Annotated in this window: 20 protein-coding genes; 14 read left to right on the top strand and 6 right to left on the bottom strand. The window is 66.1% G+C overall.

All coding sequences use genetic code 11. The features are described 5' to 3' along the window. Positions 1-441: 441 nt before the first annotated feature. The 4 genes from EWH21_RS23480 to modA all read right to left on the bottom strand — a co-directional run bounded on the left by EWH21_RS23480 (position 442) and on the right by modA (position 4,115). Positions 442-1,305 carry a hypothetical protein gene (locus EWH21_RS23480; protein ID WP_152489918.1) on the bottom strand — a complete coding sequence of 288 codons (864 nt, stop codon included), beginning with the start codon at positions 1,303-1,305 and terminating at the stop codon, positions 442-444. A gap of 195 nt (positions 1,306-1,500) precedes the next feature. Then, positions 1,501-2,634 carry a molybdenum ABC transporter ATP-binding protein gene (gene modC / locus EWH21_RS23475; RefSeq protein WP_277699459.1) on the bottom strand — a complete coding sequence of 378 codons (1,134 nt, stop codon included), beginning with the start codon at positions 2,632-2,634 and terminating at the stop codon, positions 1,501-1,503. Continuing rightward, entirely contained in the window at positions 2,634-3,320 is a 687-nt protein-coding gene (gene modB, locus EWH21_RS23470; RefSeq protein ID WP_155294582.1) for a molybdate ABC transporter permease subunit, read from the bottom strand. The genes modC and modB overlap by 1 nt, the downstream gene beginning before the upstream one ends. A 42-nt stretch (positions 3,321-3,362) precedes the next feature. Next, positions 3,363-4,115, bottom strand: a complete 753-nt coding sequence (gene modA / locus EWH21_RS23465; RefSeq protein WP_277699458.1) for a molybdate ABC transporter substrate-binding protein — start codon at positions 4,113-4,115, stop codon at positions 3,363-3,365. 283 nt (positions 4,116-4,398) lie between these two features. Between modA and EWH21_RS23460 the strand changes: the two genes are divergently transcribed. From EWH21_RS23460 to argE, 4 genes are all read left to right on the top strand, one after another. Continuing rightward, positions 4,399-5,757, top strand: coding sequence for an NAD(P)/FAD-dependent oxidoreductase (locus tag EWH21_RS23460; RefSeq protein WP_277699457.1), 1,359 nt, complete (start codon positions 4,399-4,401; stop codon positions 5,755-5,757). Then, positions 5,757-6,188 (top strand): RidA family protein, encoded by a 432-nt coding sequence (locus EWH21_RS23455; protein ID WP_037051284.1) that lies wholly within the window; start codon positions 5,757-5,759, stop codon positions 6,186-6,188. The genes EWH21_RS23460 and EWH21_RS23455 overlap by 1 nt, the downstream gene beginning before the upstream one ends. Before the next feature lie 11 nt (positions 6,189-6,199). Continuing rightward, positions 6,200-6,874, top strand: a complete 675-nt coding sequence (locus EWH21_RS23450; RefSeq protein ID WP_277699456.1) for a DUF1028 domain-containing protein — start codon at positions 6,200-6,202, stop codon at positions 6,872-6,874. Positions 6,875-7,161: 287 nt separating this feature from the next. Continuing rightward, the gene (gene argE / locus EWH21_RS23445; RefSeq protein ID WP_277699455.1) at positions 7,162-8,310 is read left to right on the top strand and encodes an acetylornithine deacetylase; all 1,149 of its coding nucleotides are present in this window, start codon (positions 7,162-7,164) and stop codon (positions 8,308-8,310) included. Positions 8,311-8,402: 92 nt separating this feature from the next. Here argE and EWH21_RS23440 read toward each other — a convergent pair whose 3' ends face one another. Continuing rightward, complete coding sequence (locus EWH21_RS23440) at positions 8,403-9,254, bottom strand: MurR/RpiR family transcriptional regulator (protein WP_277699454.1); 852 nt, start codon at positions 9,252-9,254, stop codon at positions 8,403-8,405. A gap of 215 nt (positions 9,255-9,469) precedes the next feature. Here EWH21_RS23440 and EWH21_RS23435 point away from each other — a divergent pair, with 215 nt between their 5' ends. The 7 genes from EWH21_RS23435 (at position 9,470) to EWH21_RS23405 (ending at position 15,559) form a co-directional block, all read left to right on the top strand. After that, positions 9,470-10,501 (top strand): spermidine/putrescine ABC transporter substrate-binding protein, encoded by a 1,032-nt coding sequence (locus EWH21_RS23435; RefSeq protein ID WP_037051288.1) that lies wholly within the window; start codon positions 9,470-9,472, stop codon positions 10,499-10,501. A gap of 105 nt (positions 10,502-10,606) precedes the next feature. Continuing rightward, positions 10,607-11,722, top strand: a complete 1,116-nt coding sequence (locus EWH21_RS23430) for an ABC transporter ATP-binding protein (protein ID WP_047589738.1) — start codon at positions 10,607-10,609, stop codon at positions 11,720-11,722. Continuing rightward, positions 11,722-12,609 carry an ABC transporter permease gene (locus tag EWH21_RS23425; protein ID WP_277699453.1) on the top strand — a complete coding sequence of 296 codons (888 nt, stop codon included), beginning with the start codon at positions 11,722-11,724 and terminating at the stop codon, positions 12,607-12,609. The genes EWH21_RS23430 and EWH21_RS23425 overlap by 1 nt, the downstream gene beginning before the upstream one ends. Continuing rightward, on the top strand, positions 12,606-13,466 hold the full coding sequence (locus EWH21_RS23420; protein WP_037051294.1) for an ABC transporter permease: 861 nt from the start codon (positions 12,606-12,608) through the stop codon (positions 13,464-13,466). The genes EWH21_RS23425 and EWH21_RS23420 overlap by 4 nt, the downstream gene beginning before the upstream one ends. After that, positions 13,459-14,538, top strand: coding sequence for a P1 family peptidase (locus EWH21_RS23415; RefSeq protein WP_277699452.1), 1,080 nt, complete (start codon positions 13,459-13,461; stop codon positions 14,536-14,538). Before EWH21_RS23420 ends, EWH21_RS23415 begins: the two co-directional genes overlap by 8 nt. A 103-nt stretch (positions 14,539-14,641) precedes the next feature. Then, positions 14,642-15,178 carry a L,D-transpeptidase family protein gene (locus tag EWH21_RS23410; RefSeq protein WP_277699451.1) on the top strand — a complete coding sequence of 179 codons (537 nt, stop codon included), beginning with the start codon at positions 14,642-14,644 and terminating at the stop codon, positions 15,176-15,178. Positions 15,179-15,253: 75 nt separating this feature from the next. Further along, positions 15,254-15,559, top strand: a complete 306-nt coding sequence (locus EWH21_RS23405; RefSeq protein WP_037051302.1) for an NIPSNAP family protein — start codon at positions 15,254-15,256, stop codon at positions 15,557-15,559. Between the two features lie 73 nt (positions 15,560-15,632). Here EWH21_RS23405 and EWH21_RS23400 read toward each other — a convergent pair whose 3' ends face one another. After that, positions 15,633-16,547: a LysR family transcriptional regulator gene (locus tag EWH21_RS23400; protein ID WP_037051305.1), complete on the bottom strand. Its 915-nt coding sequence runs from the start codon at positions 16,545-16,547 to the stop codon at positions 15,633-15,635. 475 nt (positions 16,548-17,022) lie between these two features. Here EWH21_RS23400 and EWH21_RS23395 point away from each other — a divergent pair, with 475 nt between their 5' ends. The 3 genes from EWH21_RS23395 (at position 17,023) to EWH21_RS23385 (ending at position 21,081) form a co-directional block, all read left to right on the top strand. Next, entirely contained in the window at positions 17,023-18,513 is a 1,491-nt protein-coding gene (locus EWH21_RS23395) for an aldehyde dehydrogenase (RefSeq protein WP_277699450.1), read from the top strand. A 31-nt stretch (positions 18,514-18,544) separates the two neighbouring features. Next, positions 18,545-19,918, top strand: coding sequence for an aspartate aminotransferase family protein (locus EWH21_RS23390; RefSeq protein WP_047585535.1), 1,374 nt, complete (start codon positions 18,545-18,547; stop codon positions 19,916-19,918). Between the two features lie 176 nt (positions 19,919-20,094). Further along, positions 20,095-21,081 carry an ABC transporter substrate-binding protein gene (locus EWH21_RS23385; RefSeq protein ID WP_277699449.1) on the top strand — a complete coding sequence of 329 codons (987 nt, stop codon included), beginning with the start codon at positions 20,095-20,097 and terminating at the stop codon, positions 21,079-21,081. Positions 21,082-21,168 lie beyond the last annotated feature (87 nt).

The raw sequence follows: 21,168 nt of genomic DNA, 5'->3' as shown, positions 1-21,168 counted from the left end.
CACCCACAAGCTGAATAGGGCCCATGTCCACCTGGCCTGTGGGTAGAGAACCGCCGCCGAAGCCGGGGAAAAAAGGCCGACTCGCTCCGCCGCCACCTCCTCCGCTGCCACTACCTGGCGCCGGGGCATCTTCAGGGTTTCTGAGTGTGCCCGGACCTTCGCCATCGCCAAAGTTAATCGGAACCCAGAGTTGGGTGGGAGAGCCGCTGTAACGGAATGTAGTCCACTGTGACCCGTTGGTGATGGTGACTGTATCGCCAGGCCGCCATTGGTTGACGACGCTGTTGACCGTGGAACGTATGAAGGTGATCGGCCCGCTCAGTTCATCCAGAGCAGTCATGTCCATAGAACAGTACGAGCAGAACCAGCGGTCATAGGATGCGGCAATTGCCACAGTGAAGAGCGCCAGGAAGACGGTGGTGAGAAGTCCATTTCGGGTTATCACTGTGTGCATGCTTTGTGGTAGTTGATCAGGGCCTGGTTTTCCGCTTCCAGGATCTGGTGCTGGTACAGCTTCTGCCGTTCCTGCTCCAGTAGTTTTTCAAGCGACGGGGCACCTTCGAAGCGCTGCCGGTAGATCAGCTCGGCGGTGTAGAAGTCGGTGTAGGCAGCTTGATTTTGTAGCTGTGGATTGTCGGGATCGAACCGGTAGTTGGCGCGGATGACATAGGCGCCTGGGTGGCATTGGCTTGCAGCTTTGTCGATATAGTCGCGCTGCATGTCTAGCCAAGGGTCTGGTTCGTCAGGGGAAAGCGGTGGGTTGGGGTTCTCGGCGATGGCCATGGCTACCTGGGCGGCTGCCAATCCGGCATCTGCCGCCGCTTTCATGCGCTCCACCCAGTTCTCTTGGGAGAGCACACCCAGCTCCAGGCATTCGCTTCGGGGAGGGTAGCCCTCCGTTGCCGCGTCGCTGGGCGGATTCTGCTGCCGGAGATAACACATATGCAGCAGGTTGGCCGCCATGTAGTCGCCCTCCGGCGAAGCTTTGGCATCAAGCTCGGCAAGTGTTTCCTTCACTGGGCCCTGTATGAACCTCAGCTCGGATCGCCAATCGGCATAGTCCAGTTTCTTCTGGTTTATGGCGGTTCTGGGGTGTTGCGGGGGATGTGTGCTTTCGGGCTGAGCTTGGGTTGGATGCGAGATGGCAGGAGGCGGTGATAACCGTCCGGCGGTCTCTGTCTGTGCAGACCAGAGCGCTCTGACCGGCGACGGCTCCTGCATGGTAGGGAGGGCCAGGATGGAGAACGCGGCGATGAAGCTCGTGAGTCCAACGAGCAGGAAGATCAATAGGGGTTTCTTGAGCATGGCGTTATTTCAGATATCAGGAGATTGGCTTCTGACAGAAGTGGTGATGCAGGCTCTTTGGATATAGATCGCCATACTAATGATAATTGTTTGCGTTTGCAAGTTGTTGTCCATCCCCTCTTCTGAGGCTTTGCTCGCGACTGCAGCGACACCGTAAATGTGAGAAGAGCTGGACGTCCTCGTTGGCCGTGCTGCTTAAGGCGCCAACAGCGACACCGACTTGATCTGCGCCCAGATCGCCTGGCCGGCATGGATGCCCAGCTGATCGAAGGAGTAGCGGGTGATCCGCGCCAGCAGGCGTTGTTCGCCCAGGCGCAGGGTCAGCAGCACCTGCGCATCCAGCACCTGCCAGCTGTCCACCGTGACCGGCAGCAGGTTGAGCAGGCTACTGCCCTCGGCGCGTTGCAGGCTGAGGCTGACATCGCGCGCCTTGATCTTCACCCGTACGCGTTGCTGGGCCGGCAGCGCCGCGTGCGGCAGGCGCAGGCGGGCCTCGCTGCCGGGCAGGCAGAGTTCGACCAGGCCGTAGCGTGCGTCGTAGGCGCTGGCCTGCCCGTCGATCACCGCTTCGGCGTCGTCGTCGCTGGCGAAGGGCAGGTCGGTGCGCAGCAGCAACTCCTTGAGCGGGCCGCTGGCGCGTACCTGGCCGTCCTCGAGCAGCACCAGATGGTCGGCCAGGCGCGCCACTTCATCCGGGGCGTGGCTGACGTAGATCACCGGGATATCCAGTTCTTCGTGCAGGCGTTCGAGGTAGGGCAGCACCTCCTGCTTGCGCTTGAGATCGAGCGACGCCAGGGGTTCGTCCATCAGCAGCAGGCGCGGGCTGGTGACCAGGGCGCGGGCGATGCCGACGCGCTGCCGCTCGCCGCCGGACAGGGCCGACGGCAGGCGTTCGAGCAGATGACCGATGCCGAGCAGCTCCAGCGCCTGGTCCAGGGCGACCTTGCGCTCGCGGGCGGCGATGCGCCGCTGGCCGAACTCCAGGTTGCCGCGCACGCTGAGGTGGGGGAACAGGTTGGCATCCTGGAACACGTAGCCGATGGCGCGCCGGTGGGCCGGCAGGAAGTCACCGCTGGCACTGTCCTGCCAGCGTTCGCCGGCCACCTGCAGGTAGCCTTCACGGGGGCGGTCGAGCCCGGCGAAGCAGCGCAGGCAGCTGGTCTTGCCCGAACCGGAATGACCGAACAGGGCGCTGACGCCACGGCTGGGCAGGTCGAGGTCGACGTCCAGGCGAAAGCCGGGGTGTTGCAGCAGAAAGCGTGCGCGAATGCGCCCGTCATCGATGATCGGCGTCTCGGCGCTGCGTTTGCCGAACAGCGAAGCCAGCATCACAGCGCCCTCGTCTTGCCGCTGCGCCCGCTGTACAGCGCCAGCAGCACGATGAAGGAGAAGGCCACCATGCCGCCGGCCAGCCAGTGCGCCTGGGCGTAGTTCATGGTTTCCACGTGGTTGTAGATCTGCACCGAGACCACCTGGGTCTTGCCTGGAATGTTGCCGCCGATCATCAGCACCACGCCGAACTCACCGACGGTGTGGGCGAAGGCGAGTATCGCGGCGGTGACGAAACCGGGACGCGCCAGGGGCAGCACCACGCTGAAGAAGGCATCCCAGGGGTTGGCGCGCAGCGTCGCGGCTGCCTCCAGGGGGGCGCGGCCGATGGCTTCGAAGGCGTTCTGCAACGGCTGCACGACGAAGGGCAGCGAATAGAACACCGAGCCGATCACCAGGCCGGTGAAGCTGAAGGTAAGGGTGCCCAGGCCGAGGCTCTGCGTCAGTTGCCCGAAGAAACCGTTGGGCCCCATGCTCACCAGCAGGTAGAAGCCGATCACCGTCGGCGGCAGCACCAGCGGCAAGGCCACCAGTGCACCGACCGGGCGTTTCAGCCAGGACTCGGTGCGCGTCAGCCACAGGGCAATGGGCGTGCCGATGATCAGCAGCAGCAGCGTGGTCAGCGAAGCCAGCTCCAGGGTCAGCAGGATGGCGTCGAGGTCGTTGGTTGACAGCGGCATGCTCATTCCGAAAGACGAACCTGGCCGGATGCGCTCCGGCCACGGGCATTACAGGGTGTAGCCGAAGGATTCGATGATCCTGGCCGCCTCCGGGCCTTTCAGGTAGTCGACCAGGGCACTGGCGGCAGGGTTGTTCGCGCCCGGCTTGAGGATCACCGCATCCTGCTTGATCGGCTCGTACATGTCACCCGGCACGATCCACGCCGAACCGCTGCTGACCTTGCCGTCCTTGTACACCTGCGACAGGGCGACGAAGCCCAGCTCGGCGTTGCCGCTGGAGACGAACTGGTGCGCCTGGGTGATGTTCTGGCCTTCGACCAGCTTGCCCCTGAGCGCCTCGCTCAGCCCCAGCTTGTCCAGCACCTGGGTGGCAGCCAGGCCGTAGGGAGCGGCCTTCGGGTTGGCGATGGACAGGTGCTTGAACTGCCCGGCCTTGAGCGCCGCGGCGCTGCCGTCCAGGTAGTCGGCAGCGGCCGACCACAGCACCAGGCCACCGATGGCATAGGTGAAACGCGAGCCCTCGATCGTCAGACCCTCGCTCTCCAGCTTGCCCGGGGTGCTGTCGTCGGCGGCGAGGAACACCTCGAACGGTGCGCCATTGCGAATCTGTGCGTAGAACTGGCCCGTGGCGCCGAAGGCCGCGACCAGCTTGTGCCCGGTGGCTTTCTCGAATTCGGGGGCGATGGCCTGCATCGGCGCGGTGAAGTTGGCGGCCACGGCCACCTTCACCTCATCGGCCAGCGTGCTGCCGGCGAAGACCAGGCCAAGAACGAGCAGGCTGTGCTTGAGGGGCTTGAGCATGAGGATTCCTTGTCGTGTACGGGCGTTGATGGGGCGCCGGGGGCAGGCCGGGTGCGGCCATCCTACATCGTTATATCTATTTGTATATAGCGCATGCATGCGCCGTTCCTGTGCACGTTCTTCGTGCATGACGGCGGGGCTTGCACCCAATGGGGATGCAGGCAGTTTTTACCTTGCCAGCGACTACAAAAAACATAATTTCGCGAATGCCCCGCTCTGAACAGAATGCCCGCAACGAGCCGCCACGGCGCAACAGTCACGAGCAGAATCAGGGCAGGTACCCATGACCGAGCTGAAGCAGACCCCCTTTTCCACCCCTGCAGGCCGGGCTTGCCTGCCGCAGGAAATCGACACCCTGGTGGTCGGCGCCGGCCAGGCCGGGGTGGCCATGAGCGAGCACCTGGGCCGCCTCGGCGTGCCGCATCTGGTGCTGGAGAAGAACCGCATCGCCGAAGCCTGGCGCACGGTGCGCTGGGATTCGCTGGTGACCAACGGGCCGGTGTGGCATGACCGCTTCCCGGGCATGGAATTTCCCGGTCTCGACCCGGACGCCTTCGCCCACAAGGATCAGGTTGCCGATTACTTCGAGGCCTACGCCAGGATGATCGACGCGCCGATCCGTACCGGTGTCGAGGTGAAGCAGGTGCGGCGCAACGCCGAGCGTCCCGGTTTCACTGTGGAAACCTCGGAGGGCGTGATCCGCGCCAACCGTGTCGTGGCCGCGACCGGCCCTTTCCAGCGTCCGGTCATTCCGGCCATCGCGCCGCAGAGCGAGGCGCTGCTGCAGATTCACTCGGCGCACTACCGCAACCCGCAGCAACTGCCCGAAGGCGGCGTGCTGGTGATCGGCGCCGGCTCTTCCGGGGTGCAGATCGCCGATGAGCTGAACCGCGCCGGGCGTCAGGTCTACCTCTCCGTGGGCGCGCACGATCGTCCGCCGCGCAGCTACCGTGGCCGCGACTTCGTCTGGTGGCTGGGCGTGCTCGGCCTGTGGGACCTGGAAAGCGTGCAGCCGGGCAAGGAGCACGTGACCATCGCCGTCAGCGGCGCCCATGGCGGCCGTACCATCGACTTTCGCGAGCTGGCCGGGCAGGGCATCACCCTGGTCGGGCTGACCCGCGCCTTCGAGCAGGGCGTGGCGCAGTTCGCCGACGACCTGGCGGAGAACCTGGCCCGTGGCGACGAGAACTACCTGTCGCTGCTCGATGCCGCCGACGCCTATATCGCCCGCAACAGACTCGAACTGCCGGAAGAGCCCGAGGCCCGCCGGCGCTTTCCCGAGCCGGCCTGCGTCAGCCAGCCGCTGCGGCAGCTCGATCTGGCCGCGGCCGGTATCGGCACGATCATCTGGGCCACCGGCTTCGCCGTGGACTTCAGCTGGCTGCAGGTCAATGCCTTCGACGGCAGCGGCAAACCGCAGCACCAGCGTGGCGTCTCCAGCGAACCGGGCGTGTACTTCGTCGGCCTGCCGTGGCTGTCGCGGCGTGGCTCCACCTTCATCTGGGGCGTGTGGCACGACGCCAAGCACGTCGCCGACCACATCGCCACCCAGCGCAAGTACAGCGCCTACCTCGATGCCGCGCAGCGTGCGGCCGACACCGCCGGCAGCCCGGCACCCGCCAGCCTGACAGGAGTTCGCTGATGCCCACGCATACCCGCATCCGCATGTTCAACACCAAGGACACCTACCCCAACCAGTCCCTGGACAATGACCTGTGCCAGGCCGTGCGCGCCGGCAACACCGTGTACGTGCGTGGTCAGGTCGGCACCGACTTCGAGGGCAACCTGGTCGGCCTGGGTGACCCGGCGGCGCAGGCCGAGCAGGCGATGAAGAACGTCAGGCAATTGCTTGCAGAGGCCGGCAGCGACCTCTCGCACATCGTCAAGACCACCACCTACATCATCGACCCGCGCTACCGCGAGCCGGTCTATCGCGAAGTCGGCAAGTGGCTCAAGGGCGTGTTCCCGATCTCCACCGGGCTGGTGGTCTCGGCCCTCGGCCAGCCGCAGTGGCTGATGGAGATCGACGTGATCGCGGTGATCCCGGACGACTGGCCCAGCACGCAGGCCTGAGGAGTGCGCACATGACTTTTTCCATCGTCGGGCGCTGCCCGGAGACCGGCCACCTCGGCATTGCCATCAGCTCCTCCAGCATTGCCGTCGGCGCGCGTTGCCCCTGGCTGCGTGCCGGGGTCGGCGCGGTGGCGACGCAGAACATCACCCTGCCGGCGCTCGGTCCGCAGATACTCGATCTGCTGGAGACCGGGCTCGATCCCCAGGCGGCGCTGGACAAGGCGCTGGGCAGCAACGGCTATGGCCAGTATCGCCAGGTGACGGTGATCGACAGCCATGGCGCCAGCGCGCACTTCTCCGGTCGCGAAGCCCTCGGCATCCACCATGCGCGGGCGGGCGAGCAGTGCGTGGCGGCCGGCAACCTGTTGGCGAGCACGGCGGTGATCGAGGCCATGGTCGAGGCCTTCGAACAGGCTGACGGCGGCCTGCCGGATCGCCTGCTGGCGGCGATGCACGCGGCCATGGCGGCCGGCGGCGAAGCCGGCCCGGTGCACTCGGCGGCACTCTCGGTGGTCGGCGACCTGGTCTGGCCGGTGGTCGACCTGCGCGTGGACTGGGCCGACCAGGACCCCATCGCGGAGCTGGACCGGCTCTGGCGTGCCTACGCGCCGCAGTTGCACGACTACATCACCCGCGCGCTCGACCCGACCGCCGCGCCCAGCTACGGCGTGCCGGGCGACGAGTAGGGTGTACGACGCGTTGTTCGTACACCGCGCGACAGGGGGCTGGATACGGCTGCACACCTGCGTCACCGATCCCGGGCAGGGCTTTGGCCGCGACCAGGCGTGCCCTGCGTCGCCGCTGAAGCGCCTCCCACAACCACACACCACGCCCTCAGCCCGCATGCGAGCGAGGAGGGTGGACGACGCGTTGTTCGTTCACTGCGTGGCCCCGTGCGGGTGGCTGGATACAGTGCCATCCACCCTGCGCCTGCGCCGCCTTGTCCATCCACCCATGTACCGGTAACTGCCCCATGCCTGCCAGCCGCGACCTGCTCGCCGACCTGATCGCCTTCGACACCACCAGCCGCGAATCCAACCTCGCGCTGATCGACTACGTGCGTGATTACCTGGCGGGCTACGGAGTCTCCAGCGAGTTGCTGTTCAATGCCGAACGCAGCAAAGCCAACCTCTATGCGCGCATCGGTCCGAGTGGCGCGGGGGGCGTGATGCTGTCCGGCCACAGCGACGTGGTGCCGATCGACGGGCAGCACTGGACGGTGCCGGCCTTCGCCATGAGCGAGCGCGACGGACGCCTGTACGGGCGAGGTACGGCGGACATGAAAGGCTTCATCGCCTGCGTGCTGGCGGCCGTGCCGGGCTTTCTGCGCCAGCCGCTGCGGCTGCCGCTGCATATCGCCATTTCCTATGACGAGGAGGTCGGTTGCCTCGGCGTGCGCAGCCTGGTCGAGCGTCTGCGCGGCAGCCACGAGCGCCCGGCCATCTGCCTGATCGGCGAGCCCACCGAGATGCGCCCGGTGCTCGGGCATAAGGGCAAGCTGGCGATGCGCTGCGAGGTGCACGGCGCCGCCTGCCATTCGGCCTACGCGCCGCAAGGGGTGAACGCCATCGAGTACGCGGCCAGGCTGATCGGCCAGCTGGGCGAGATCGGCACGCGCCTGGCGGCGCCCGAGCACCATGATCCGCGCTTCGACCCGCCTTACTCCACGCTGCAGACCGGTGTGATCCAGGGCGGCCGGGCCTTGAACATCGTGCCCGCCGAGTGCCGTTTCGACTTCGAGATGCGCGCCTTGCCGGCCGATGATCCGCAGCAGGTCGCCAGTGAGCTGCGCGCCTACGCCGAGCGTGAACTGCTGCCGCGCATGCGTGCGGTGAGCGCGGACAGCAACATCCGCTTCAGCGAGCTGTCGAGTTATCCCGGCCTGCTGACCGATGCGGCCAGCGACGCCGCGCGTCTGCTGGCGCTGATCGCCGAACGCGAGGACTTCACCACCGTCGCCTTCGGCACCGAGGGCGGCCTGTTCGACGAGGCCGGCGTGGCCACCGTGGTCTGCGGCCCCGGCAGCATGGAGCAGGGGCACAAACCGGACGAATTCGTCAGCCTCGAGCAGCTGGCCCGTTGCGACGCGATGCTGGCGCGGCTGGCAAGCTGGATGCAGTAGTCGGCTTCGCCACCGGGAAAGCCTGCTCCTTCGACAGGATTCTCGGCGGCTGCGCCATCCGGCCAGCCAGGCCCTGGCTGGCGCAACCTTGCCTAGCTGCGATACAGCTTGAGGCTCTCGACCCGCTCCCGGTAGGCGCCGAGACGCTCCTTGAGCTGATCCTTGTGCTGGGTGGCGACGCAGTGCAGCAGCACGTTCAGCGCGCTGGTCAGGCCGCCGGTGGATTCGAGAATCAACCCGGTCTTGGTTTTCATGGTGACGATGTAGGGCGTTTCGATGTGGCGGGCGATGCCATATTCGTCGGTGAACACCACCAGGTCGGTGCCCTGGCGCAGGCAGTTGTTGGCGAAGGCGATACCCGCGTCGGCATAGGGCGCGATGTCCACCAGGATCACGCAGCAACGCTGGTTGTGGCTGTCCAGCCATTGCCCCAGCACGCCGCTGTAGAGGTCGAGAAACTCCACCCCGGAACGCACCAGGGCCAGACGATTGGCGAAGTCCTCGGCCAGCCCGCGAATGGTCTGGAAGCCGCAGACGAATACGCGCTCGGCCTCGCTGACACGCGCCACGATATCGCGCCAGTGCTGGCTGCCGAGTTGCTCGGCGAAGGCTCGCAGCGCTTCGATTTCCTCGTTCAGGTGGGTGACCAGATCTTCCGGCTGCTCGACCCGTTCGATCAGCGTCGGGTTGAGCAACGACTGCACACGGACTTCGTCGCGGAGTTTGTCCTTCAGGCTCTTCAGGCCCTTGTAGCCGAGCCGGCGCAGGAAGCGGCTGACGGTGTTGGGGCTGACGCCGCTCTTGCTCGCGAGGCTGGCGCCGTTCTCGAACGCCAGCGTCTCCAGGTTGGCCTGGATATAGGCCCAGAGGGTGCGCTCGGCCGGCGTCAGCTTGCCTTCCAGGTGTTGCATCTTGCCATCGAGCATGTCCGTTTCCTTTGCCATGCCAAATTCTTCTGACATTTAAATGTCAGAGTGTTGATCTTTGGAAGAAATATATTCTACCCTGCATCCGTAACGCAAAAGAGCTGTCGATTGACCGCCGTTCGGGTGAGGAAGCCAGCAGAAGTCTTTCCGCCTCGTTGTCGACGCTCGCGAATTCCTGCCGCAACAAGCAAATGTCGCGCCCTGACGCGACCAGAACAGTGGAGAACAGGAACATGCTCAAGCTGCGTCATCTCACCCTGTGTGTCGCCCTCGGTGGCACGAGCGCTACCGCCCTGGCTGCCGAGGAACTGCACCTCTACAACTGGGGCGACTACATCAACCCCGAGGTACTGACTCGGTTTTCCGCCGCAACCGGCATCAAGGTGTCACTCGATACCTATGGCAGCAACGAAGAGATGCTGGCCAAGTTGCAGGCCGGTGCCAAGGGCTATGACATCGTCTTTCCCTCGGTACACATGCACGACACCATGGCCGTGCTCGATCTGCTGGAAAAGACCGACATCAATCAGGACCCGGCCTTCGCCAATATCGACCCTGCCTTTCTGCGTGCCAAGTCCGATCCCAAGGGTGAGTACTGCATGCCTTACGCCTGGGGCACGGTGGGCATCTTCTACAACAAGAACAAGGTGTCCAAGCCGATCGAGAGCTGGGACGACTTCTTTGCCGAGGCCCAGGCCGGCAAGAAGGTGATCCTGCTCGACGACATGCGCGAGACCCTCGGTGTCGGCCTGATCAAGGACGGCAAGTCGGTCAACACCACCAACGCCGCCGAGCTCAAGCAGGCCGCTGACTGGCTGATCGAGCGCAAGCCACTGGTTTCCGCCTTCACCTATGACAGCGTGCCGATGGTGCAGTCCGGCGACGCTGCTGCCGCGCACTACTTCGTCGGCGCCATGATGTACGTGAAGCAGGACCCGCAGAACCTCGCCTACGTCATCCCCAAGGAAGGCGCGACCATGTACCAGGAAGACGTCTGCGTGCTCAAGAGTGCGCCGAACAAGGCGGCTGCCAAGCGCTTCATGAGCTTCCTGCTGCAACCGGAAATCGCCGCGCTGAACACCGCGCAGCAGATGAACGGCACGCCGAACCGGGAAGCGCTCAAGCTGCTGCCAGCCGAGCTGCGTGACAACCCGCAGGTCAACCCGCCGGCCGAGGTGATGGCCAAGCTGCAGATCTTCGGCGACCTGGGCAAGGGCCTGAAGCAGTACGACCGGGTCTGGACACGCGTGCGTACCGCCAACTGAGCCGGCCCGTGCCGCCAGCTCGCGGCTGAAGCCCCTCCCACGGATTGCAGGTTCCCTGTGGGAGTGGCTTCAGCCGCGATCACTCCGATATCAGTGGAGTCCTCCATGACCGCTTTCACCCAAACTGCGCCGGTGGTCGAGATCCGTGGCGCGGTGAAACACTACCGTGCACCGGAAGGGCATCTGGTGCGTGCCCTCGACGGTCTCGACCTGGCCGTGGGCAGCAACGAGTTCGTCACCCTGCTGGGGCCATCGGGTTGCGGCAAGACCACCCTGCTGCGAACCATCAGCGGCTTCGAGCAGCTGGACGGTGGTGAGCTGCTGATCCAGGGGCAGCCGATGAACAGCGTGCCGCCCCACAGACGCCCGGTGCACACGGTGTTCCAGAGCTACGCACTGTTTCCGCACATGAGCATCGGCGACAACGTCGGCTACGCGCTGGACGTGCGCGGCGTGGGCAAGGCCGAGAAACGCCAGCGTGTCGGCGAGGCGCTGGAGCTGGTAGGCCTCGCCGGCATGGAGCGGCGCAAGCCGGGCCAGCTTTCCGGTGGTCAGCAGCAGCGCGTGGCGCTGGCCCGCGCCATCGTCGACCGGCCGGCGCTGTTGCTGCTCGACGAGCCGCTGTCCGCCCTCGACCGCCAGCTGCGCCAGGCCATGCAGCGCGAGCTGAAGAACCTGCAGCACGAGCTGGGCATCGCCTTCGTCTTCGTCACCCATGACCAGGAGGAAGCGCTGACCATGAGCGACCGTATCGTCGTGCTCAACGGCGGGCATATCCAGCAGATCGGTGCGCCGGCGGAGATCTACCACCGTCCGGCCAACGCCTTCGTCGCCGGTTTCATTGGCGAGAGCAACCTGTTCGACGCGCACGTCAGCGCCATCGATGCTGGTGTCGCCTACCTGCTCGATAGCCAGGGCGATTTGCTGCACGCGCGTCACCCGGCGCTGTGCGCTGGTCAGTACGTCCAGCTCATGCTGCGCCCCGAGCAGTTTTCCCTGCACTGTCCTGGCGAGGGCTTCGCCGCCGTGGAGGGCCGCCTGGAGCAACTGCTGTTCATCGGCAAGGATTTCGAACTGCTGCTGCGCACCGCCCATGGGCGACAGATCAAGGCCGTGTTGCGCGATGTCGCGCAGCCGCAACTGCAACGCCTGCGCACGGGTGACAGCGTGCAACTGTGGTACGGCCTGGAGGCCGCGCACCTGATCGCGGGAGGTGCCTGATGCCGTTGCGCGAGCGCTTGCGCCTGCTGGGGCTGCTGAGCCCGGTGACGGCGATCATCGGAGTGTTCTTCCTGACGCCGCTGGCCATCATGGCGCTCTACAGCCTGCTCGAGCCGGGGCTGTACGGCGGCGTGGAGTGGAGCTTCTATCCCGACAACTTCGGTCGCGTGCTGGGCTGGGCCGACGGTAGCAACGAGGAGTTCGATCCGGTCTACCTGGAGATCATCCTGCGCTCGTTCAAGCTGGCCGCGCTCACCGTGCTGGCGACCCTGGCGCTGTGCTACCCGGCGGCCTTCTGGGTGGCGCGGCAGCCGGAGCGGATGCGCAACTTCTGCCTGTTCCTGATCACCCTGCCGTTCTTCACCAGCCTGATCGTGCGCCTCTACGCCTGGCTGCTGATCCTGCGTCCCAGCGGCTTCATCAACACCACGCTGCTGGCGCTGGGCATCCACAACCCGCTGGAGCTGATCTACACCGAGACGGCGGTGCTGATCGGCATGACCTACATCTTCATCCCGTTCATGTTCATGCCGGTGTATGCCAGCGTGGAGAAACTCGACAAGCGCCTGCTGGAGGCGTCGGCGGACCTCGGTGCGAGCCGCTGGCAGAGCTTCTGGAAGGTGATCTTCCCGCTGACCCTGCCGGGCATCGCCGCCGGTTCGATCATCGTCTTCATCCCCAGCCTGGGTAACTTCATCGTGCCGTCGCTGCTCGGTGGCGCGCGCGTGTTGATGATCGGCAGCCTGGTCGAGCAACAGTTTCTCGCCGCGCGCAACTGGCCGTTCGGCGCTGCCCTGGCGATGCTGCTGATGGCGGCGGTGCTGGTCTGTCTGCTGCTCTACGTGCTGGTCCAGGGGCGCAACGCCGCGCAGGAGGCCAGCCGATGAACGCACTGATCGCCCGCCTCGGGCGCCGCCTGCTGGGCGGCTACAGCCTGGCGTTCTTCGTCTTCCTGTACCTGCCGATCGGCCTGATCGTCGCCTACTCGTTCAACGGCAACCCGATCAACATGATGATCTGGGACGGCTTCAGCCTGGACTGGTATCGCTCGCTGCTGGGGCTGTCCACCAGCCTCAGCGAGAACGCGCTGTATATCGAGTCCACCGACCAGCTGCTGGCCGCGCTACGCACCAGCCTGGTGGTCGCGCTGAGCACCACGGCGATCTCCACGCTGGTCGGTACGCTCACCGCCTTGGCGCTGGCGCGCTATCGCTTCCGCCTGCGGACGTTCTACCGGGTGCTGCTGTTCATGCCGATGCTGATGCCCGACATCGTGCTCGGCATCGCCCTGCTGATCTTCTTCGTCGGAGTCGGCATGCCGCTGGGCAAGGGCTCGATCATCATCGGCCACTGCACCTTTCTGATCAGCTACGTGTTCCTCATCGTCAGCGCGCGGCTGGCGGGCATGGACACGCGCCTGGAGGAGGCTTCTGCCGACCTGGGGGCCTCGCCCTGGACCACGTTCCGCCGCGTGACCCTGCCGCAGATCCTGCCCGGGGTGATCGGTGGTGCGTTGCTGGCGTTCATCATCTCGATGGACGATCTGGTGATCACCTACTTCATCGCCGGCGTCGATTCGACCACCTTGCCGGTGTTCATCTACGGCATGATCCGTCGCGGCATCAAGCCGGAGATCAACGCCATCGCCACCCTGTTGCTGCTCGCCTCGCTGCTGATCGCGGCGGTCGGCCTGTACCTGCGCAACCGCAAGCCCGCCACTTCTCAGGATGACTCCCATGGCTAAACCTCGTGCCCGTGAACTCGGCCTGCCGCTGCCCGGTATCAGCGGGCCGCACAACGCCATCACCGACGTGCCAGGCGTACTGGTGGGTTACCGTACGCTCAACGGTGTGGCGGCCAACGGCCGGCGTATCCAGACCGGCGTCACCGCCATCCTGCCGCGTGGTCGCGAAGCCGAGCCGCAGCCGGTGTGGGCGGGCTTCCATGCGCTCAATGGCAACGGCGAGATGACCGGCACGCACTGGATCGAGCATGGCGGCTATTTCGTCGGCCCACTGTGCATCACCAACTCGCACAGCGTCGGCATCGTCCACCACGCCGCCACGCGCTGGACCATCGACCACTACGCGGCGGCCTGGCAACGCGAGCACCTGTGGGCCATGCCGGTGGTGGCCGAGACCTACGACGGGGTGATCAACGACATCAACGGTCAGCACGTCAGCGAGGCCGATGCCCTGGCGGCGCTGGACGCCGCCGCTGGCGGGCCGATCGCCGAGGGCAACGTCGGCGGTGGCAACGGCATGATCTGCTACGGCTACAAGGGCGGTACCGGCAGCGCCTCGCGGCGGATCGAGATCGACGGTCGAGGCTACACCCTGGGCGCCCTGGTGCAGGCCAATCACGGCCAGCGCGCCTGGCTCAAGGTGTGCGGCGTGGCGGTCGGCGAGCGCCTGGAGGATGAGCTGCCGCAAGGGCTGGAGCGTGAGCGCGGTTCGATCATCGTCATCCTCGCCACCGATGCCCCCTTGCTGCCGCACCAGCTCAAGCGCCTGGCGCAACGCGCCGGTCTCGGCATCGCCCAGGGCGGCACGCCCGGTGGCAACAACTCGGGCGACATCTTCCTCGCCTTCAGCGTGGCCAACCCCCGGGCGCTGCCGCAGGTCTCGGCCATCCGCCAGAGCCTCGACTACCTTAGCGACGAATGCTGCGACGCCCTCTACCTGGCCGCCGTGCAGGCCACCGACGAGGCGGTGCTCAACGCCATGCTGGCTGCAGAGGACGCCCCGATGCAGAAGCCCGAGGGCATCTGCCGGGCCATCGACGGCGAGCGCCTGCGCGCACTGGTGACGGGCTAGCCCCGTCACGCCGCGCTGCATTTGCGAGGCCGCGCACGGCGCTGCGCCTGCCTTCTGCTAAGGTGGCGCGCGAAGACACCGAGGGAATGGCAGGAGGCCGCTGGTGAAGCGTGGATGGCTACTGGGAATGGCACTGCTGGTGGCGCTGCCACTGGGTTACACCAAGATCATGGGGCGCCTGGCGGGCGGCCCGGAACCTACGCCGGTGGCGGCCGAACAGGCGGACCTGATCACCGTGGACAAGGCGCAGCGGCGCATGCAGCTGTGGCGTGACGGCCAGGTGCTGGGCGAGTACCGCATCGCCCTCGGTGCGGCTGGCGATGCCGGGCACAAGCAGCGCGAGGGGGATGAGCGTACCCCCGAGGGGCGCTACCTGATCGACTGGCGCAACCCCAGGTCGATGGCCTACTTGAGCCTGCACATCTCCTACCCCAATGCCCGGGACGAGGCCGCGGCTGCGGCGCGCGACGAGGCGCCGGGCGGCAATATCATGATCCATGGCCTGCCCAATGGCTGGGGCTGGCTGGGTCCGCTGCACCACCTCTGGGACTGGACCGATGGCTGCATCGCCGTGAGCAACGACGAGATGCGCGAGATCTGGCTCCGCGTGGCGAACGGCACGCCCATCGAGATTCACTGAGCCGAAGGATGGCGTGAGCGGCGGCCCTTGTGCTTCCATCGCCAGTCCCGTTTCAACCTGCGACAAGGACGACCCATGGTCACCTGCTACCTGCGTTACATCGTCGATGCCTACAAGCTCGAGGAATTCGAGCACTACGCCAAGCTGTGGATTCCCCTGGTGGAGAAGTTCGGCGGTACGCACCACGGCTACTTCCTGCCATCGGAAGGCGCCAACAACGTGGCCCTGGCGCTGTTCAGCTTCCCCAGCCTGGCCGAATACGAGCGCTATCGCCAGGATTCGCTGGCCGACGCCGACTGCCAGGCCGCCTTCCGCTACGCCGAGGACACGCGCTGCATCCTGAGTTACGAGCGCAGCTTCTTCCGTCCTGTGTTCGACTAGGCGACGGCCCCGGATTGCATCCAGGCGATACGAGCAGCGCTGCCTGTAGCCCGGATGCAATCCGGGAACTCGTTCAGAGCGGTGCAGCCTCGCCCAGCTCTTCCTTGCAGTAGTCGACGAACAGCCGGGCCGGCTTGGTCAGCTGGGCGCGCTTGAGCCAGGCGGCCACCAGGCCGGAGCCGGTGACGTCCTCGGCGATGTTCACGCAGACCACCTGCTTGCCGTCGTAGGTGGTGTTGCAGTGCGGGCGGGTGACCAGCACGGAGAAGCCGAAGCCCTGGCCGACCATGCCGCGCACCATCTCGATCGACGGCGAGCTGAACAGGATGTTGGGCGACAGGCCCAGCTCCTCGAAGATACTGACGAAGTAGTTACGGCTCGGCAGCACGTCGAGCAGGATCATCGGGTCGAGCGCCAGGTCGCGCAGCGACACCTGGGCCTGGGCGGCGAAGCGGTGCCCCTCGGGCAGCAGCGCGTAGGGGCGCTGCGGCGGCATCAGCGGTTCGGTCTCGATGGTGCCGTCGAGGTCATGCTCGTAGAAGATCGCCAGGTCGAAGCGGCCGGCTGTCAGGCCCTGCACCAGTTCATGCTGCTCGCCGTCATGCAGGCGAATCTCCACGCCCGGGTAGCGCTGGCGAAAGCCGGCGATCAGGCGTGGCAGGTACAGCGGCGCGACCGTCTCGAAACAGCCGATGTCGATCTGTCCGGCCACCACGTCGTTGTCGGCCAGGGCGTTCTGCTCGAACTCACGCGCCATGCGCAGCAGTTCCTGCGCCTTGCGGTAGAAGCGCGCCCCACCCGGGGTGAGCGAGACCCCCTGGGCGTGGTGACGGATGAACAGCTGCACACCGAAGCTTTCTTCCAGGCCCTTGATCGCCGTGGAGATCGACGGCTGCGCGATGTACAGCTTGCGTGACGCCTCGGCGACGCTGCCGCATTCGACGGTGGTGACGAAGTACTTGAGTTGACGCAGGGTGTAGGCAGCCACGCAAACCTCTGATGATGTTCGTTGCGACGTTCACCATACCCGCACTCGGGTGCCGTGCAGGTGAGCATCTTCTTTGCCAGTGGCCATATTTTTGCTGGCCAGCGGCGTCTGCACGCCTGCCTGCAAAAGCCGTACACGCCTGGGGTGATCGCCAGGGCGCTGCCTCGATCGGCTCGCCGGGCAGGCCTGGGCGCGCAGCCGGGCGAATTCCACTGCCGCGAACGGGCCGCCGTGCCGATGAGCATGCGCTGAAAGAGTGCGCCCGCCAATCCCGTCATGGCGCGGCGCCGGCAGGCATGTCGCGGCGTCACGGGGGCGTTGGCGACGCGTGCACAAGGAGCTGGCGAGCTGCACTGCTTTGGTGCTGGCGTGACGAGCTTTTTCGTATGTCCCGGCGACATTTTTAATATTTTTCCTATCTTCGGGCTTGCGCCACCATCAGTTCCGCAACCACCAGACGGTTAAGGGGACTGCGGTGTACGAACTCAGCGACTGGCAGCAACGCGCTCGGCAGCAAGGCTTCATCGAACAGGCCATCATCGGTGGGCGCCGTGTGGCGGCGCTGTCCGGCGCCACCTTCGCGGCCATCAACCCGGCCAGCGGCCAGGTGCTGGCGCAGGTCGCCGCCTGTGCTGAAGCCGAGGTCGATCTGGCCGTGCGCAGTGCCCGCCAGGCGTTCGAAGCGGGCGTCTGGTCGCAGCGCACGCCGGCGGAGCGCAAGCAGGTGCTGCTGCGCCTGGCCGAGCTGATCCTGGCCAATCGCGATGAGCTGGCGCTGCTCGACTCGCTGAACATGGGCAAGCCGGTGATGGACGCCTGGAACATCGACGTGCCCGGCGCCGCCGGCGTGTTCCGCTGGTACGCGGAAAGCCTCGACAAGCGCTACGACGAAGTCGCCCCCAGCGCGGCCAACGTGCTGGCCACCATCACGCGCGAGGCGCTGGGCGTGGTCGCCGCCGTGGTGCCGTGGAACTTCCCGCTGGACATGGCCGCCTGGAAGCTCGCCCCGGCGCTGGCGGCCGGCAACTCGGTGGTGCTCAAGCCTGCCGAGCAGTCGCCATTCTCCGCCTTGCGCCTGGCCGAACTGGCGCTTGAGGCCGGCCTGCCGGAAGGGGTACTGAACGTGGTGCCGGGGCTCGGCGAGGCTGCCGGCAAGGCCCTTGGCCTGCACATGGACGTCGACTGCCTGGCCTTCACCGGTTCCACCGAGGTGGGCAAATACTTCATGGCTTACTCGGCGCAGTCCAACCTCAAGCAGGTGTGGCTGGAGTGCGGCGGCAAGAGCGCCAATCTGCTGTTCGCCGATTGCCAGGACCTCGACCTGGCCGCCGAGAAGGCGGCCTTCGGCATCTTCTTCAACCAGGGCGAAGTGTGCTCGGCCAACTCGCGCCTGCTGGTGCAGCGCTCGATCCACGACCAGTTCGTCGAACGCCTGCAGGCTCGGGCACGCGACTGGTTGCCCGGCGATCCGCTGGATCCGGCCAGCCGTGCCGGCGCCATCGTCGAGACGCGGCAGACGGCGCGGATCATGGACTTCATCGCCGGCGCCCGGGCCGAGGGTGCGCGCCTCGTCGCCGGCGGCCGGCAACTGACGATCGGCGGCTCGGACAACTTCGTCGAGCCGACCATCTTCACCGGCGTGGCGCCGAACAGTCGCCTGGCCCGCGAGGAAGTGTTCGGCCCGGTACTGGCGGTGCTGCCGTTCGACAGCGAGGACGAGGCCGTGGCGCTGGCCAACGACAGCGTCTACGGCCTGGCCGCCTCGCTGTGGAGCGACGACCTCAACCGCGCCCACCGCGTTGCCCGCCGCCTCAAGGCCGGCACCGTCTCGGTCAACACCGTCGATGCGCTGGACGTCACCACGCCCTTTGGCGGTGGCCGGCAGTCCGGCTTCGGTCGCGACCTGTCGCTGCATTCGTTCGACAAGTACACGCAACTTAAAACGACATGGTTCCAGCTCCGCTGAGCTGACGACCGGATAACCCAGGAGCCTTGCGATGACTGCCCCGAAGCACACGACTCAGGAATATCAGGCGCTGGATGCGGCGCACCATATCCACGCTTTTCTCGATCAGAAAGCGCTCAACGAGGAGGGTGCGCTGGTCATCGCCAAGGGCCAGGGCCTCAACCTCTGGGACAGCGACGGCAAGCGCTATCTGGATGGCATGTCCGGGCTGTGGTGCACCGCGCTGGGCTATGGCCGTGCCGACCTGAATGCCGCGGCCAGCCGTCAGCTGGAGGAGCTGCCGTACTACAACCTGTTCTTCCACACCACGCATCCGCGCGTGGTGGAGCTGTCCGAGCTGCTCTTCAGCCTGTTGCCGGCGCACTACAGCCACGCCATCTACACCAACTCCGGCTCCGAGGCCAACGAGGTGCTGATCCGCACCGTGCGCCGCTACTGGCAGGTGGTCGGCAAGCCGAGCAAGACAATCATGATCGGCCGCTGGAACGGCTATCACGGCTCCACCCTGGGCAGCACCGCGCTCGGCGGCATGGGCTTCATGCATGAAATGGGCGGCATGCTGCCGGGCTTCGCCCACATCGGCGAGCCCTACTACTTCGCCGAGGGCGGCGAGCTGAGTGAGGAGGCCTTCGGGCTCAAGGCGGCGCGCGAGCTGGAAGCGAAGATCCTCGAGCTGGGTGCCGAGAACGTCGCGGCCTTCGTCGCCGAGCCGTTCCAGGGCGCCGGCGGCATGATCTTCCCGCCGCCCAGCTACTGGGCCGAGGTGCAGCGCATCTGCCGCCAGTACGACGTGCTGCTGTGCGCCGACGAGGTGATCGGTGGCTTCGGCCGCACCGGCGAGTGGTTCGCCCACCAGCACTTCGGCTTCGAGCCGGACACCCTGACCATCGCCAAGGGCCTGACCTCCGGCTACATCCCCATGGGAGGCCTGGTGCTGGGCAAGCGCATCGCCGATGCCCTGGTTCAGGAAGGCGGCGTGTTCGCCCATGGCCTGACCTATGCCGGCCACCCGGTGGCGGCGGCCGTGGCGATCGCCAACCTCACCGCGCTGCGTGACGAACGCATCGTCGAGCGGGTGAAGGCCGACACCGGCCCCTACCTGCAGAAGCTGCTGCGCGAGACCTTCGCGGATCACCCGCTGATCGGCGACGTCCAGGGCACTGGCCTGGTCGCCGCGCTGCAGTTCGCCGAAGACAGGGTCACGCGCAAGCGTTTCGCCAACGAGAACGACATCGCCTGGCACTGCCGCACCGTCGGCTTCGACGAGGGCCTGATCATCCGTTCCACCCTCGGTCGCATGATCATGGCGCCGGCCCTGGTGGCCACCCACGCCGAGCTGGACGAGCTGGTGGAGAAGACCCGGCGCGCGGTGGATCGCACCGGGCGCGAGCTGAACCTGCTGTAACAGCCGCTCCTGCGAAAGCGAACAAAGCGACAGGCATCACCCGGAACCGCCCCGCAGAGGGCGGCAAGAACCAGGATCGGCCCGACGAGGCTGGCCCCATGCACATGCAATTCGGCCCCTGGCCAATCCTGCCCCACGTAAACCAATAACGAGCCAACAGGCTGTGGGAGTGCTTCATGAAATCATCCTTGCGCCACCGTTTCGTCCGTACCTTCGCCTGCACCGCACTGGCTGCCGGCCTGGCCGCCAGCGCTCAGGCCGGCACCCTGTCCATCGGCCACACCACCTGGGTTGGCTACGGCACCCTGTACCTGGCCCGTGACCTGGGCTACTTCAAGGACGCCGGCCTCGACCTGCAGCTGACCACCATCGAGGAAGCCTCGATGTACATGGCCGCTCAGGCCTCGGGCAAGCTGTCCGGCTCGGCCTCGACCATCGACGAGATCCTCAAGTACCGCTCCAAGGACTTCTGCTTCAAGGCCGTGGCCGCGCTGGACGAATCCCACGGCGGCGACGGCATCGTGGTGCAGGAGGGCATCGCCGACATGCAGGGCCTCAAGGGCAAGGCAGTGGCGGTCAACGAGGGTTCGGTGTCGCAGTTCTGGCTGAGCTACCTGCTGAAGAAGGCCGGCATGAGCATGAGCGACATCGAGGTGCAGAACATGACGGCCGACGACGCCGCCTCGGCCTTCATCGCCGGCCACGTGCCCGCCGCGGTGACCTGGGAACCGAACCTGACCATGGTCAAGCAGAAGGGCAGCGGCAAGGTGCTGGTCGACAGCGGCGAGACGCCCGGCGTGATCGTCGACGTGGTGGCACTGGACTGCGACGTCATCGAGAAGCAGCCGGAAGACGTCAAGGCGTTGGTCGCCGGCCTGTACAAGGCGGTCGAGTTCACCCGGAGCAACCCGGAGAAGGCCCACGAAATCATGGCCAAGGGCGTTGGCGGCTACCTGTCCGATCCCAAGGACCTGGCCGAAGCGGCCAAGGGCGTGAAGTTCTACGACCAGGCCATGAGCGAGAAGCTGCTCGGTACTCCCGGCAAGGCCGGTGACATCGCCGAGATCATCAAGCTGGCCAACGAAACCTGGAGCAGCCTGCAGGGCAAGCCCTACGCGGTGAGCTACGAGGATCTGGTGGATACCTCGTTCGTCACGCCGTAACCCTTCTGCGCAGAAGGGGCCCTGTGGGAGGGGCTTCAGCCGCGACCGTCGCCGCTGAAGCGCCCCCACGGTGCCCGCCCCAGCGGC

It is taken from the genome of Pseudomonas sp. REST10, from assembly GCF_029542605.1.
Lineage (GTDB): Bacteria > Pseudomonadota > Gammaproteobacteria > Pseudomonadales > Pseudomonadaceae > Aquipseudomonas > Aquipseudomonas khazarica.
The sequence above is the reverse complement of the archived record's forward strand: the minus strand, read 5'-3'. Positions and strand labels throughout refer to the sequence as shown.